Annotated in this window: 14 protein-coding genes; 8 read left to right on the forward strand and 6 right to left on the reverse strand. The window is 63.3% G+C overall.

Features of this window, described 5'->3' with window-relative positions:
• Positions 1-199: 199 nt before the first annotated feature.
• The 3 genes from trmFO to CXZ10_RS21945 all read right to left on the reverse strand — a co-directional run bounded on the left by trmFO (position 200) and on the right by CXZ10_RS21945 (position 3,489).
• The gene (gene trmFO, locus CXZ10_RS03700; protein ID WP_101287578.1) at positions 200-1,591 is read right to left on the reverse strand and encodes a methylenetetrahydrofolate--tRNA-(uracil(54)-C(5))-methyltransferase (FADH(2)-oxidizing) TrmFO; all 1,392 of its coding nucleotides are present in this window, start codon (positions 1,589-1,591) and stop codon (positions 200-202) included.
• A gap of 461 nt (positions 1,592-2,052) precedes the next feature.
• The gene (locus CXZ10_RS03705; RefSeq protein ID WP_101287579.1) at positions 2,053-2,202 is read right to left on the reverse strand and encodes a DUF1127 domain-containing protein; all 150 of its coding nucleotides are present in this window, start codon (positions 2,200-2,202) and stop codon (positions 2,053-2,055) included.
• 711 nt (positions 2,203-2,913) lie between these two features.
• The gene (locus tag CXZ10_RS21945; RefSeq protein ID WP_101287580.1) at positions 2,914-3,489 is read right to left on the reverse strand and encodes a L,D-transpeptidase; all 576 of its coding nucleotides are present in this window, start codon (positions 3,487-3,489) and stop codon (positions 2,914-2,916) included.
• A 180-nt stretch (positions 3,490-3,669) separates the two neighbouring features.
• On the opposite strand from CXZ10_RS21945, the gene CXZ10_RS03715 reads away from it, so the two are divergent.
• The 5 genes from CXZ10_RS03715 to gyrA all read left to right on the forward strand — a co-directional run bounded on the left by CXZ10_RS03715 (position 3,670) and on the right by gyrA (position 11,014).
• On the forward strand, positions 3,670-4,245 hold the full coding sequence (locus tag CXZ10_RS03715; RefSeq protein ID WP_101287581.1) for an NnrU family protein: 576 nt from the start codon (positions 3,670-3,672) through the stop codon (positions 4,243-4,245).
• A gap of 130 nt (positions 4,246-4,375) precedes the next feature.
• Positions 4,376-5,047 (forward strand): tetratricopeptide repeat protein, encoded by a 672-nt coding sequence (locus tag CXZ10_RS03720; protein WP_101287582.1) that lies wholly within the window; start codon positions 4,376-4,378, stop codon positions 5,045-5,047.
• Entirely contained in the window at positions 5,044-6,417 is a 1,374-nt protein-coding gene (locus CXZ10_RS03725; RefSeq protein ID WP_101287583.1) for an outer membrane protein assembly factor BamB family protein, read from the forward strand. The genes CXZ10_RS03720 and CXZ10_RS03725 overlap by 4 nt, the downstream gene beginning before the upstream one ends.
• Before the next feature lie 82 nt (positions 6,418-6,499).
• On the forward strand, positions 6,500-7,906 hold the full coding sequence (gene der / locus CXZ10_RS03730; RefSeq protein WP_101287584.1) for a ribosome biogenesis GTPase Der: 1,407 nt from the start codon (positions 6,500-6,502) through the stop codon (positions 7,904-7,906).
• Between the two features lie 435 nt (positions 7,907-8,341).
• A complete protein-coding gene (gene gyrA / locus CXZ10_RS03735; RefSeq protein ID WP_101288346.1) occupies positions 8,342-11,014 on the forward strand; it encodes a DNA gyrase subunit A in 2,673 nt (890 codons plus the stop codon).
• Positions 11,015-11,221: 207 nt separating this feature from the next.
• Here the strand turns inward: gyrA and CXZ10_RS03740 are convergent, their stop codons facing one another.
• Positions 11,222-11,470, reverse strand: coding sequence for a hypothetical protein (locus tag CXZ10_RS03740; protein WP_143741468.1), 249 nt, complete (start codon positions 11,468-11,470; stop codon positions 11,222-11,224).
• Positions 11,471-11,688: 218 nt separating this feature from the next.
• Here CXZ10_RS03740 and coaD point away from each other — a divergent pair, with 218 nt between their 5' ends.
• The 3 genes from coaD (at position 11,689) to CXZ10_RS03755 (ending at position 13,313) form a co-directional block, all read left to right on the forward strand.
• Positions 11,689-12,192, forward strand: coding sequence for a pantetheine-phosphate adenylyltransferase (gene coaD, locus CXZ10_RS03745; RefSeq protein WP_425298908.1), 504 nt, complete (start codon positions 11,689-11,691; stop codon positions 12,190-12,192).
• 37 nt (positions 12,193-12,229) lie between these two features.
• Positions 12,230-12,769, forward strand: coding sequence for a peptidylprolyl isomerase (locus tag CXZ10_RS03750; protein WP_483247345.1), 540 nt, complete (start codon positions 12,230-12,232; stop codon positions 12,767-12,769).
• 76 nt (positions 12,770-12,845) lie between these two features.
• Positions 12,846-13,313, forward strand: coding sequence for a peptidylprolyl isomerase (locus CXZ10_RS03755; protein WP_101288349.1), 468 nt, complete (start codon positions 12,846-12,848; stop codon positions 13,311-13,313).
• 76 nt (positions 13,314-13,389) lie between these two features.
• Here CXZ10_RS03755 and CXZ10_RS03760 read toward each other — a convergent pair whose 3' ends face one another.
• Both CXZ10_RS03760 and CXZ10_RS03765 read right to left on the reverse strand, forming a co-directional pair.
• Complete coding sequence (locus CXZ10_RS03760; protein WP_180335846.1) at positions 13,390-14,391, reverse strand: inorganic phosphate transporter; 1,002 nt, start codon at positions 14,389-14,391, stop codon at positions 13,390-13,392.
• Positions 14,391-15,032, reverse strand: a complete 642-nt coding sequence (locus tag CXZ10_RS03765) for a DUF47 domain-containing protein (protein WP_101287587.1) — start codon at positions 15,030-15,032, stop codon at positions 14,391-14,393. Before CXZ10_RS03765 ends, CXZ10_RS03760 begins: the two co-directional genes overlap by 1 nt.
• Positions 15,033-15,237 lie beyond the last annotated feature (205 nt).

The raw sequence follows: 15,237 nt of genomic DNA on the forward strand, positions 1-15,237 counted from the left end.
GCTGGCAGACTGGCGGGACGGAGAACCCATCCGTTCAAACGGCGCAAAACCCGCAGCAAGCCACCAAGAGCCATCGTCTGCATTCCAGAAGAGGACGCTGTCTCTCTATAAGCCAGATTTTCCTTTTGTAATTATTACTGGGGAAACAAATACTTCCTCTGGTTGATGAGCTCTCGGTCCCACTCGGATTTTCTCTATGTCAGCCAAGCCAAACAGCAAGATCGGCGAGCGCGCGGCGACAGATCGCCTGACGCTTGGCAATGGTCTTCTCGTTGCCGCGCAGCCGTCGGTCTGGTTCGCGCGGTATCTCGACTGGCGGGAAAAGCCCGAAGTTGACGTTCATCGGTTGAAAGGAGCGGGGCGCGCCTTCGGTTTCCGCCGAAATATGCCCGCCGGTGATGTGGCCGAGCAGGGCGCCGAGCGCGGTGGTCGGCGGCGGAGGAACGGCTGCGTTGCCGAGTCGCTCGGCGGCAGCAAACCGACCGGCCAGAAGTCCGATCGATGCCGACTCGACATAGCCCTCGCAGCCTGTCACCTGGCCAGCAAACCGGAGGCGCGGCGCGGCCTTGAGGCGAAGCACCGGGTCGAGCAGACGCGGGCTGTCGAGATAGGTATTGCGGTGAAGGCCACCGAGCCTGGCAAACTCGGCCCGCTCGAGCCCTGGGATCATTCTGAAAATGTCGACCTGAGCGCCGTATTTCAGCTTCGTCTGGAAGCCCACCATGTTGTAGAGCGTACCGAGCGCGTTGTCCTGGCGTAGCTGGACGATGGCGTAGGACTTTACGGTGGGATTGCGCGGATTGGTGAGGCCGACCGGCTTCATCGGCCCGTGGCGTAGCGTCTCCCGGCCACGCTCAGCCATCACCTCGATCGGCAGGCAACCGTCAAAATAGGGCGTCTTCTCGAAATCCTTGAACTCGGTCTTGTCGCCCGCGAGCAGCGCATCGATGAAGGCCTCGTACTCGTCGCGGTCCAGCGGGCAGTTGATGTAGTCGGCGCCGGTGCCGCCAGGGCCGGGCTTGTCATAGCGGGACTGGAACCAGGCCTTGTCCATGTCGATGCTGTCGAAATGGACGATGGGCGCGATGGCGTCGAAGAAGGCGAGCGATGCGGCGCCGGTGGTCGCCCGGATGGCGTCGGCAAGTGCCGGAGAGGTAAGCGGGCCGGTCGAGACGATCGCATCGCCCCAATCCTCGGGCGGAAGGCCGTCCACTTCCCCCTCGGCGACGGTCACGAGCGGATGGGCGCGCAGCGTGGCGGTGATCTTGTCGGAGAAGCCGTCGCGATCGACGGCCAGTGCGCCGCCGGCGGGAACCTTGTTGGCATCCGCGGAGGCCATGATGAGCGAACCGGCGCGGCGCATTTCCTCGTGTAGCAGGCCGACCGCATTGTTCTCATGGTCGTCGGACCGGAAGGAGTTGGAACAGACCAGTTCGGCGAAGCCGCCGGTCTTGTGGGCTTCCGTGCCGCGCTTGGGACGCATTTCGTGAAGAACGACCGGAATGCCGCGCGAGACAAGCTGCCAGGCTGCTTCCGAACCGGCCAAGCCGGCGCCGACGATGTGAATGGGGGCGTGGGGCTGATTGGTCATGGCGGGGGGATAGCATGTCCGCCGGGCACATGCAGCGTTTTTCCTGAGTTGCGCCCTATGAGCACACAGATCCGGAAAGCCTCAAAATGCAAACGCCCACCGGGGGAGGAGATCCGGTGGGCGCCGCAATTTTCTGTAGACGGCATGGGAGGAGGTATGCCGCTACAGCTAGCCTGCGATGCGGGAGGAGGAGCATCGCAGGAGGGTCGCAGCAAGGGAGGAGGATTGCTGCAACCAAACCGACGTTGCCCAGGGAGGAGGAAGGGCAGGTCGGTACTCACAAATCCGGCGAAATGGTCCTGGGAGGAGGACGGACCATCGTCGCCTAACGGAAAGATGGGGGAGGAGGACCATCTTTCCAAGACACCGGCCGGAGGGAGGAGGAACCGGCAGGGTGTCTATCAGGGTCGCCGCGGAACTGGGAGGAGGAAAGTTCGGCAGGCGAGCCTAATCTCGTGGGTTCAGAGCGTCGCCTTGCGGGCGACGTTGGAGATCTCACCGCGGGAGATGCCCAGGTCGGCAAGCTCGCGGGCGCTCAGACGGGAGAGCTCGCGGTAGGTCTCCTGGTACTTGCGGTAGCTGCGGAGCTTGTTGACAACGGTGTCCAGCATTTCATTCATCCATTCGGGTTGTGAGGCGCTGCGCTCTTCAGTCTGGTGTCTGCTGCGCTTCGCTCTCGACAAGGAGACAATTAGGCGATCGAGGCATGCGAGGCTAGAGGGGGCTATGCATGTCAGGAATGCAGTTTTCGCGCGGCAGCATTTGTCGCGCTAAAAGTTAACGCTGTCGGCGTCCGATTGCGGCTGAAATACGACTTTCGACGGAGGGTGTGGCGCATATTTGCCGCTATTTCATGTTTTTGAGTGACAATTTGATGTGATTACATCAGGAACGAGCTATTGCTGCGATGCAGCACAAACGTTGCCTAAAACCTCCCCAAAGAAATTTTGAAAGGCGGCCGCGGTTATGAATGCCCCTGTCGGGTTTGGAACGGCTCGAAAATAGATACGTAGATCCAGATAGGCGCCTGAATCGGTTTTGGCTGATGGTACGCGGTTCTGGTTGTTCCAGTTGAATCGTTTTCACCACTCCGCACCAACCCTATGGACGATCATCCGAAAATGACAGCGTTGTCATGGACAATGCTGCTGCATCTCCTGGGGTGGTGCCATACGGACGCGGTGGTCCTCGGCTTTGCCGTCCATATGACCCGCCGCTACCGGGATGTGAGTGACTGCCGGGTCGCTATGCGACAAGCGGACCTCGGGCAGGCGTTTGGCTGATGTCCTGTCGACTGGCCTTGCGAGCGGACGGCTGCTCGGTCACGGCTCGACCGAAACGCGGACAACGGATGGCCCATATTGCCGGACCAGGGCGAACAGGATCTTGGCATTGTCCGGATGCAGGCGAACGCAGCCATGCGAGGCGGGCTTGCCGAGACGCTTTATATGGGGGGTGGCGTGGATCGCGTACCCCTCATGGAAGAAGATGGAATGTGGCATCGGCGCGTTGTCGTATTTCCGCGACCGCCACATCACATGCATGCGGTAGGGCGTCCAGAATCCGGTCGGTGTGATGTAGCCGCGTCCGGCTGTGGACACCTTCCACTCATGAACGACCTTGCCGTGAACCAGTACGGTCATGGTTTGCGAGGAAATGTCGACGCGCACCATGACTTTGGGGCCGAGCGCCTGCCGGCTGGCGGGACCGGCGCCGAGCGCCTCGGCGATGTCGGCGGCGGGCGGCAGCGTCATTGCGAGTTCGCTGGCTCGGTCAGGCGACAATGACGGCCGCATGGAGATGTCGCCAAGGCTTGGAGTGTCGTCCGTCGCTGCGCGGGCGGGCGCGGCGATGGTCAGGCAAAGGGACAATCCCAACAGGGCGAAGGCGCGATACATGACATCCCCCGTAAAGATGCGGATCAATATTGCACGCAGGCGTTAATTGATTATGGTCATTGGCGTCTTTGGGAGAGATATCGCTTTTTAGCCGATTTTTCCGAAGTGGCGGCTGGCCCGGGCGACAGTCGGAGTGCGACAGGCGGCCGGTCAGCACCTCGACTGTTCAGGGAGCCGGGAATGTCCATTTTCCTTGTTGGCCTCGTTCTCTTCGTCGGCATCCACTCCATCTATATCCTTGCACCCGGCATTCGCGAGGCGGCGATTGCCCGCGTCGGCTACAATCCGTGGCGGGGCATCTATTCGCTTGTGGCGCTTACCGGGCTCATCCTCACGATCTACGGTTACGGTCTCGCCCGACAGGATCCGGTGCTGCTGTTCGAGCCGCCGTCGTGGGCGCGCGTCTTTTCCTTCGTGCTGATGGCCGTGGCGCTGCCGCTGCTTGTGGCCTCCTTCTTTCCCGTTCCGACGCGGATCGGCCGCTTCGTGCGTCACCCGATGCTGATGTCGGTGACGCTCTGGTCCGTGGCACATGCGCTAGCAATCGGCACGCTCGCCGGCGTGCTGCTCAGCGCGGTCTTTTTCATATGGACGCTGGCCGCCCGCTTCTCGCTGATCGCCCGGCCAATGACCGCGGCGACGACGGCCACTCCAGAACCGCTGAACGACTGGATCGCCGTGGCGGTGGGCCTTGCCGTGTGGGCGGCGCTGATGTTCCTGCTGCACGACTGGCTGATCGGCATGCCGCTCTTGTGACGGGCTCTGTGCGGTCCGCATGAAGAGGTGGCGTCGCCGTAAAAAAGGCTGTAAACGGCGTCGATGAGTTGCGCCGGCCGGAGCCGGTGCGAGCCGTGCCCCGGGGCGGCGTCCGATAGTTGGGTAGAAGATGTCTGATATTTTCGACGAAGTCGGTGAAGACCTGCGCCGCGACCGGCTGACCGGCCTGTGGAAGCGTTACGGCTGGGTGCTTTATGTGGCGGCCGCTCTCATCGTCATCGGCACCGCCGCCTGGCGCGGTTATGATTACTGGGCGACCAGCCGCGCCAATGCGGCGGGTGATGCCTACGCGCAGGTGTTGGCCTCGACCAAGCCTGGCGATCACAAGGCGCTGGCCGAGGCGCTCGCCGCCTATGCCGGCGGCGCGCCGGCCCAGTACCAGATACTTGCGCGCTTCCGTGCCGCCTCCGAACATGCGGCGATGGGCGAAACGGACAATGCGCTTGCCGCCTTCGAAGATCTGTCCAAGGCGTCGGGTGTCGATCAGGCCGTCCGCGATCTTGCGGCCATTCGCGCCGCGCTGATCGCCGTCGACCGCGAGAACCTTGATCAGATCAAGTCGCGTGTCTCGGGCTACAACAACGACATTTCCCCCTGGCGTCATGCGGCGCGCGAAATCATCGCGCTGGCCGCCGTCCGCGCGGAAGATTGGAAATCGGTGGGCGAGGAGGCTCGCAAGCTGACCGACGATCCGACCACGCCCTCGGCAGCGCGCAGTCGTGCCCGCCTTCTGCGCGACCTCGCGATTTCCGAGGCCGGCGATACCGGAGCTGCCGGATGACAGCTTTTCCACGCCTTTCCCACGCGGTTCTCGCACTGGTCGTCGCCGCGACGCTCGGCGGCTGCGGCTCGGATTCGGCGATGGATTCGCTCTCCAACCTCAACCCGTTCAAGAAGGACCAGCCGGTCATCCAGGATAATCGCACGTCGATCCTGGCGGTGTCCGATCCGACGCGCGGCATCACCAATGGTCGGGCGAACATCGGCGCGGCGACGGCGCTCACCGCGTGGTCGCAACCCGGCGGCACGGCGACCAACGACCCGGGCAACGTGGCAGGTGCCCTGCAAGGCGTTCACTATTGGTCGATCAAGGGCGGCAAGTCCGGCTTCGGCAATGGCATGATGGGGCTGTCGACCAGCAAGGGACGCGGCATCTCGGCCCGTCCCGTGGCGGCTGATGGTGTCGTCTACGTCTATGACGCGGTCGGTGTCGTTTCGGGTTTCAAGGTGGCCAACAGCGGTGCCACCTGGCATGTCGGCGCCTATCCCCAGGGGGCGCGGGACTCTGTCGGCGGCGGTGGAGTCGCCGTCTCGGGCGGCCGTGTCTATGTCGCGACAGGCTACGGCGAGCTTCTCTCGATCGAAACCGCGACCAGTTCGATCCTGTGGCGGGTGAAGCTTGACGCGCCGGCCCGCTCGGCGCCGGCCGTCGGCAGCGGCAAGGTGGTCGTCACCGCCCAGTCCGGCGTTGTGCAGGCCTTCGATGCGACGACCGGTGCAACCGGCTGGCGCGCCTCGACGGAGGTTTCCGGTGCGGCGCTGGCTGGAGCCGGTAGCGCGGCTATCTCCGCCGATACGGTGGTCGTGGCCGGATCGACCGGTCAGATCCAGGCGTTCGATCTTGCCACCGGCAGCGTCAAGTGGCAGGCGTCGATCACCGGCAACAGCTCGATCTCTGCGATCACCGGCCTGCGCGATGCGTCGGCGAGCCCGGTGATCCACGGCGATGCCGTCTATGCTACGGGCATCGGCGGTGCGCTGGTGGCCCTCGATCTCAAGACCGGCGACGTCCGCTGGCAGCAGCCCATCGGAAGCGCCGAGACGCCGGTCATTTCCGGCGGCAGCCTGTTCCTGATCGACCTCGAGAACCGCATGATCGCGGTCGATCTCAAGACCGGCAAGGTAATCTGGGCCCAGACGCTGCCGCTCAGGCCGTCGTCGAGCCGCAAGGGGTCCTGGGCCGGACCGGTGATGGCCGCCGGCAAGCTGTGGGCCACCTCCAACGACGGTCGCATCGCCTCGGTGGATGCCGTGTCCGGTGCACTCGGTGTCACCACAGAGATCGGCTTCAGCGGCGCCATCGCCCCCATTCTGAACTCCGGCAAGATGATGGTTCTGGCCGGGGACGGTACGCTCATCGCCGTGAACTGATCGCGGCGCCATAGGATAACGGACGGGCGGCGGCGGATCGGCTGATCCGGCGCCGCAACGTCTATTGAAGGAAGTTTCGACCATGCCCGCGCAACCGACCGTCGCCCTCGTCGGCCGTCCGAATGTCGGCAAGTCCACCCTGTTCAATCGCCTCGTCGGCAAGAAGCTGGCGCTGGTCGACGATACGCCCGGCGTGACGCGCGACCGCCGCGTCGGCAACGGCCGGCTCGGCGATCTCACGTTCCAGGTCATCGATACCGCCGGCCTTGAGGAGGCCAATCCGGACTCGCTTGAAGGCCGCATGCGCGCCCAGACCGAGACGGCGATCCGCGATGCCGACGCGATTCTGTTCCTCTACGACGCTCGGGCCGGCATCACGCCGCTCGACAAGCATTTCTCCGACATGATCCGCCGCATGGATCGCGAAGTGATCCTGGTCGCCAACAAGGCGGAGGCACGCGGCGTCGAAGCGGGGCTGATGGAGGCCTACGAGCTCGGTCTCGGCGAGGCGATCGCCGTCTCGGCCGAGCATGGCCAGGGCATGGCCGACCTCTACGACGCATTGCGCGAGGCACTTGAGGGGCGTCTCGGTTTTGCAGAGCCTGACAGCGAAGAGGCCGTCGTCAACCTCGACGTCGATGAAGAGGGCAACTTCGTTCAGCCGCAGGAACAGCGGCCACTGCGAGTTACCGTCACCGGCCGACCCAATGCCGGCAAGTCGACGTTGATCAACCGGATGATCGGCGAAGACAGGCTGCTCACCGGACCGGAGGCCGGCATCACCCGCGATTCCATCTCGGTCGACTGGGTCTGGCGCGATCGCGAAGTGAAGCTGTTCGACACTGCCGGCCTCCGCCGCAAGGCGCGCGTGCAGGAGAAGCTGGAAAAGCTGTCGGTGGCCGACGCGCTCCGGGCCATCAAGTTCGCCGAGGTCGTGGTCGTCCTGCTCGACGCCACCATCCCCTTCGAGAAGCAGGACTTGCACATCGTCGACCTGATCGTTCGCGAGGGCAGGGCGCTGGTGATTGGCCTCAACAAGTGGGATCTCGTCGAGGACCGCGCCGCCAAGCTCAGAGAGCTCCGCGAGGAGTGCGAACGACTGCTGCCGCAGGTGCGCGGCGTCGAACTGGTGACGCTGTCCGGCATCAACGGCCAGGGCATCGACAAGCTGATGCAGGCCGTGGTGCGTGCCTATGATGTGTGGAACACCCGCATTTCTACCGGCCGGCTCAATCGCTGGCTGACCGGCCTCATTGAGCATCATCCGCCGCCGGCCGTCGCCGGCCGTCGCCTGAAAATCCGCTACATCACCCAGGCCAAGACGCGGCCGCCGATGTTCATTATCTTCGGCTCGCGGCCCGAGGCCATGCCGGAAAGCTACATGCGTTATCTTTCCAATGGTCTCCGCGAGACCTTCGACATGCCGGGTACGCCGATCCGCGTGCAGATGCGCTCTGGCGGCGATAATCCCTACGACAAGAAGGATTGATCGGCGCGCGACGCCATGGGGAGCTCGATGGGGCTGGACGTCTCGCCTGCGAGCGCGGCAAGCCGTTATTCGGGCCCGAGGGGAGCAAAGAACAGACGAGGCTCTTCTTGGGCCGTTCCCGGCCACCAAAAAGCCCGAATAATCTGTTGATGTGAAAAGGTAAATTTGCTCGAGACGATGGCTGTTGACGGGGGCTGCTCGCCATGGCCTCCGCTGCCAGAATCGGCTAGAACGAAGCATATCCGGAAGCCCCGGCCGAGAAGGACGATGTGTTGTCCCGCCGGACGGTAAAATCGCAAAGACAATCCCGCCGCCTTGAGGTCATTCGGCCATGTGGCGGAGTAGTTCAGGAAGTTGAAGCCATTGGCTGAAGAGACGAAGACACCCGACGGCTCCGAGCCGACCGACATCAAGCCGGTGTCGCTCATCGAGGAAATGAAGCGCAGTTATCTCGATTACGCCATGAGCGTGATCGTGTCTCGCGCCTTGCCGGACGTGCGCGACGGCTTGAAGCCGGTGCATCGCCGCATCCTCTACTCGATGAGCGAGAACGGCTACGACTGGAACAAGCCCTATCGCAAGTCGGCCCGCGTGGTCGGTGACGTCATCGGTAAATACCATCCGCATGGCGACAGTTCGATCTACGACGCCCTGGTGCGCATGGCCCAGCCCTTCTCGATGCGGCTGCCGCTGGTCGACGGGCAGGGCAACTTCGGCTCCATCGACGGCGATAGCGCCGCGGCCATGCGCTACACCGAGGTCCGCCTCGAAAAGGTGGCGCAGGCGCTGACCGACGATCTCGACAAGGATACGGTCGACTTCAACCCCAACTACGATGGATCGGAGCGGGAACCGTCGGTGCTGCCGGCGCGCTTCCCCAACCTGTTGGTCAACGGTTCCGGCGGCATCGCCGTGGGCATGGCCACCAACATTCCGTCGCACAATCTCGGCGAGGTGGTCGACGCCACCATTCGCCTGATGGACAATCCGGACGCCGACATCGAAGAGCTGATGGAGGTGTTGCCGGGACCGGACTTCCCGACCGGCGCCATGATTCTTGGCCGCTCCGGCATCCGCCAGGCCTTCATGACCGGTCGCGGTTCCGTCGTCATGCGCAGCCGTGTCGCCATCGAGCAGATCCGTAAGGATCGCGAAGCGCTTATCGTCACCGAGATTCCCTACCAGGTGAACAAGTCGGTGATGGTGGAGAAGATCGCCGAACTGGTGCGCGAGAAGCGCGTCGAGGGCATCGCCGATCTCCGCGACGAAAGCTCGCGCGACGGCATCCGCGTCGTCATCGAGCTGAAGCGCGACGCCGTCGCCGACGTGGTGCTCAACCAGCTCTACCGCTTCTCCCAGCTGCAGACGTCCTTCGGCGTCAACATGGTGGCGCTGAACGGCGGCCGTCCGCAGCTGATGAATCTCAAGGACGTGCTTTCCGCCTTCATCGCCTTCCGAGAGACGGTGGTGACCCGGCGTACGCGCTTCCTGCTCGGCAAGGCGCGCGATCGGGCGCATGTCTTGGTCGGTCTTGCCATCGCGGTCGCCAACATCGACGAGGTGATCGCGGTCATCCGCAACGCGCCCGATCCGAGCGCCGCTCGCGAACAGCTGATGACCCGCCGCTGGCCGGCCGCCGATGTCGAGGCGTTGATCCGCCTCATCGACGATCCGCGCCACGAGGTGAACGACGACGGCACCTACAATCTGTCGGAAGAGCAGGCGCGCGCCATCCTCGATCTGCGCCTGCAGCGCCTCACCGCGCTAGGCCGGGACGAGATTTCCGACGAGCTCAACCAGCTCGCCGAGGAGATCAAGGGCTATCTCGAGATCCTCGCCTCGCGCGACCGGGTGCTGGAGATCATCCGCAACGAGCTCATCGAGATCAAGACGGCCTACGCCACGCCGCGCCGGACCGAGATCGTCGAGTCCGACGCTGACATGGAGGACGAAGACCTCATCGCCCGCGAGGACATGGTGGTCACCGTTTCCCACGAAGGCTACATCAAGCGGGTGCCGCTGTCGCAGTATCGGGCGCAGAACCGTGGCGGCAAGGGTCGTTCCGGCATGGCGACGAAGGAGGAAGACTTCGTCACCCGCCTGTTCATCGCCTCGACGCACGCGCCGGTGCTATTCTTCTCCTCGCGCGGCATCGCCTACAAGCTGAAGGTCTGGCGCCTGCCGCTCGGCACGCCGCAGTCGCGTGGCAAGTTCATCAAGAACATCTTGCCGCTTCAGGATGGCGAGCGCATCACCTCCATTCTGGCGCTGCCCGAGGACGAGCGGAGCTGGTCGGACCTCGACGTGGTGTTCGCCACCCGTCTCGGCACCGTCCGTCGCAATAAGCTCAGCGACTTCACGCAGGTCAACCGCAACGGCAAGATCGCCATGAAGTTCGACGACGAGGCCGATGGCATCGTCGGTGTCGAGACCTGTACCGAGGACGACGACTTCCTGCTGGTGTCGGCGCTCGGCCAGTGCATCCGGTTCCCGGTGGGCGATGTGCGCGTCTTCAAGGGACGCGATTCCACTGGCGTGCGTGGCATCTCGCTCGCCGACGGCGACGAACTAATTTCCATGACCATTCTCCGCCATTTCGACGCCAGCCCGGCCGAACGTACCGCCTTCCAGAAGCAGTGGGCGGCCGAGCAGCGGGTAGCCGGCGAAGAAGAAACGGATGTGGAAGAGGTGGCCGTCGACGAGGCCGAGGAGGAGGGCAACGGCATCGACGCTCTGTCTCCCGATCGCTACGCCGAGATGATGCTGGCCCAGCAGTTCTTGCTGACGGTCAATGAGCAGGGCTACGGCAAGCGCTCGTCCTCCTACGAGTTCCGTATTTCCGGCCGTGGCGGCAAGGGCATCAAGGCGACCGATCAGTCAAAGCTCGACGAGATCGGCAAGCTGATCGCCGCCTTCCCGGTGGAGCCGACGGACCAGATCATGCTGGTGTCCGACGGTGGTCAGCTGATCCGCGTGCCGGTTGGTCAGATCCGCATCGTGTCCCGTGCGTCGAAGGGTGTTCGTATCTTCAATACGGCTGAGGGCGAGAAGGTGGTGTCGGTCGAGCACATCTCCGACATCGGCGAGGAGAACGACGCCGAGGAGTGATTTCGGCGTCGTCACATCGTAAAAAAGTCAGGGCGCAAGACGGTGGCCAACGTCTTGCGCCCTTGCCGCATTTTCACAGAGGCTTGTGAGAGCCCAGCCTAGAGCGCTGCTCGATCTGATAGAATCAGATCGGCGCTCTAAGCTCTTGTTTGTTAAGCATCATCTTATCGATCCTCGTTTCACTCCGGTCGAATGATGCCCTGGTCTTCACTCAACGACGGTCAGGCCGGCCGCCACGGTGATGACCGTGACGCCGGTGCTGCTGTGCGCCTCCCTGGCGCAGACCTTCAAGCCGTCAACCGTTTCGACGGCGCAGTGACCGATATCCGAGACTTGGTCGCCCCGGCTGACTTCTGGGTAGATGGGCTCCGTCGCGCCGATCGACAGAACGGCAGCGGAAAGCCCGGCCATGACAAGGGCCATCTTTCTCAAACGCGATACACGATGCTGCGTCATGCCAGTCCGCCTTCCGATGCGAGACCTACTGTGGATGTTGAGTTTCGGGTTGGGATCGTTACGCGGCAGTTAACGTGATCCGGACGATTAGACGCATCGGGGTTAATGCTTAACGAGCGGTAAACGCGACCAAAAGCCTAGGGGACGCGGGCTGTCGTCGGGCGATCATTCCGGCAGGCGCGTCGGAGTTGTTAACCGCCGGCGAAACGGCTATTCAGATGGCCATGACGACAGCCCTTTATGCCGGCTCCTTCGATCCGGTCACCTATGGCCATCTCGACGTTATCGAGCGCGCTTCGCGTCTGTTCGACAGGCTTGTGGTGGCCATCGGCGTCCATCACGACAAGAAGAGCGAGTTCGATGCCCACGAGCGCGAGGCCATGTTGCGCGAGCTGGTAGGCCCGGTTGCGGAGCGGACAGGTGGCTCGATTGAGGTCGTCACCTTCACCTGTCTTGTTGTCGACATTGCGCGCCGGCATGAGGCACGGGTGATCGTGCGCGGTATTCGCAACAGCTCCGATCTCGACGTCGAGGTGGGCATGGCAGGCATGAACGCCGCCATGGCGCCGGAGATCGACACGATTTACTTCGGGGCCTCTTCGGGCGTGCGCCACGTGGCATCGAGTCTCGTCAAGCAGATCGCCCGACTGGGTGGCGACGTCGCCGCCTTTGTTCCGCCGCAGGTGGCGGAGAAACTCCGCGCCCGCTATCCGGCCGACTGAACGGCCTCCACAACAAGACAAACAGCAAAACAGGGAGATCGCTGTGATCCGCAGGACCTTTCTCGCGGCGCTCGCCGCCACCGGCATCATGCTGGCGAGCGGAGCTAACGCCGCCTCGCCCGACAACACGCTGATTCTCGAGACCAGCAAGGGCAAGGTGACCATCGAACTCCGACCCGACCTCGCGCCCAAGCATGTCGCTCAGATCAAGACACTGGTCGGCAAGCACTTCTACGACGGCATCATCTTCCACCGGGTGATCGAGGGCTTCATGGCCCAGACCGGCGATCCCACCGGCACAGGCATGGGCGGTTCCGACCTGCCCGACATTCCGGCCGAGTTCTCCAAGGCGCATTTCGGGCGTGGAGCCGTCGGCATGGCGCGCGCCCAGGATCCCGACAGCGCCAACTCGCAGTTCTTCATCATGTTCGACGACGGCAGCTTCCTCGACGGCCAGTATACCGTCTGGGGGCAGGTGACGGACGGCATGGACGTGGTCGACAAGATCAACCGCGGCGAGCCGCCGGCCAATCCGGACAAGATCGTCAAGGCGCGCCTCGCATCCGATCCGAACTGACCGATCGAACTTCCCGGCCGGCCGTGATAAGAGCACTGCCGGCAACCAGACCCGAAAGGAGGCCCGCGTGGCCGATATCAAGGATCCCGAGAACACGCTCGTCATGGAAACCAGCAAGGGCACCGTCGTCATCGAGATGCGGCCTGACCTTGCCCCCAACCACGTGGCTCACATCAAGAAGCTGGTGCGCGAGAAGTTCTACGACGGCATCGTCTTCCACCGGGTGATTGACGGCTTCATGGCCCAGACCGGTTGTCCGCATGGCACGGGTACCGGCGGCTCGAGCTACCCCGATCTGAAGCAGGAGTTCAACGCCGAACCGCATGTGCGCGGCACGGTGTCGATGGCTCGCGCCATGAACCCCAATTCGGCCAACTCGCAGTTCTTCATCTGCTTCGATGACGCCCGCTTCCTGGACAAGCAGTACACGGTCTGGGGCAAGGTCATCGAGGGCATGGAGAACGTCGACAAGATCAAGCGCGGCGAGCCGGTGCGCGATCCCGACAAGATTATCTCCGTTGTGGTGGCGGCCGACGCGGCCTGATCGCCGTTTCGCTGCCTGAATAAAAGGCCCGCGCCGGCATGCCGACGCGGGCCTTTTCGTGTTGGGATGCCTTCCGTCAGACGAACAGGTCGACCAGCCAGTAGGAACAGGCGGCGATGGCCGCGCCGGCCGGCAGCGTGATGATCCAGGCGATGACGATGTTGCCGGCAATGCCCCAGCGCACGGCCGACACGCGCCGCGCGGCACCGACGCCGACGATGGCGCCGGTAATCGTATGGGTGGTCGACACGGGTATGCCGAAGTGCGTGGCGATGAACAGGGTGATGGCGCCACCGGTCTCGGCACAGAAGCCCTGCATCGGGTTGAGGCGGGTTATCTTGGAGCCCATGGTATGGACGATGCGCCAGCCTCCCATTAGCGTGCCGAGCGCCATGGCCGACTGGCAGGCGATCACCACCCAGAAGGGCACGTGGAACTCGCCGCCGAGATAGCCTTGCGAGTAGAGCAGCACGGCGATGATGCCCATGGTCTTCTGCGCGTCGTTGCCGCCATGGCCCAGCGAGTAGAGCGATGCGGAGACGAACTGCAGATGCCGGAAGGTCTTGTCGACGGCATATGGCGTGCGCTTCACGAAGGTCCATGACACCGCGAGCACCAGCATCAGGGCCAGGAAGAAGCCGAAGGCCGGAGACAGGAAGATGGCGCCCGCCGTCTTGAGAAGGCCCGACCAGACGATGGAGCTGAAGCCGGTCTTGGCAAGTCCGGCGCCGACCAGGCCGCCGACGAGGGCGTGCGAGGAGGACGAGGGAATGCCGGCAAGCCAGGTGACCACATTCCAGGTGATGGCGCCGATCAGGGCGGCAAAGACCACGTGGGGCGTGACGATCGACGGGTCGATGATGCCCTTGCCGAGCGTCGTCGCCACATGCAGGCCGAAGAACAGAAACGCGATGAAGTTGAAGAACGCGGCCCAGAACACCGCATATTGCGGTCTGAGCACCCTGGTCGACACGATGGTGGCGATGGAATTGGCGGCATCGTGCAGTCCGTTCAGGAAGTCGAACAGCAGCGCGATGCCGATCAGGCCGGCCAGCAGCGGAAAGGCGAGCGTCTCCATCAGACGTTCTCGATCACGATGCCGCTGATCTCCTTGGCGACATCCTCGAAGCGGTCGAGCACCTTCTCGAGCTCACCGTAGATCTGGCTGCCGATGATGTAACCCATGGCATTGCCGGTTCCATGGCGTCGGTAGAGATCCTTGAGACCATTCTCGTGCAGGAAGTCGGAGTGCCCCTCGACCCGCGTCACCTCTTCCGACAAGGCGGTCAGGCGGGGGGCGTTGGTCCCGACGCTTTTCAGCAGCGGGATCGCCTCGGCGACCAGCTTGGACGCTTGGACGATATCGAGCCCCATGTCACGCATGCCGGGGTCGAAGGCATGCTGCTCGAACAACAGGATGGTCTTCACCACGCGATGCATGGTGTCGATGGTGTCGTCCATCGACTGGATGAGATCCTTGATGTCGTTGCGGTCGAAGGGGGTGATGAAGCTCCGCCGGACTGCCAGCAGAACCTCACGGGTAATGCCATCGGCCTTGTCTTCGAGCGCGACGATTTCGGCGATGCGAGCATCGCGATCATCGCCGGACAGTAGGGCGTTCAGCGAATGGGCGGCGCTGACGACGGTTTCGGAGTGCTGGGCGAACAGGTCGAAGAACTGCTCTTCGTGCGGAAGGAGCTTGCGGAACCACTCGAGCATGGTTGGTCCTTGTTTTCTGGACTTTTCGGCACGCGGTTTAGCCGATGAACCAAGCCGGCGCTAGTCGCAGTTATCCAAAAGGGGCCTTTTTTAGGCGGATATCCTTTCAGCCCCGCGTGCGCGGACGGGCAGGGCTGCATTCCGGGCAGTTGGTGAGCAACGATGAAAGCGACGAGACGGTTGCATGGTCATCATCACTGCCATC

Source organism: Pleomorphomonas diazotrophica, from assembly GCF_002844595.1.
Lineage (GTDB): Bacteria > Pseudomonadota > Alphaproteobacteria > Rhizobiales > Pleomorphomonadaceae > Pleomorphomonas > Pleomorphomonas diazotrophica.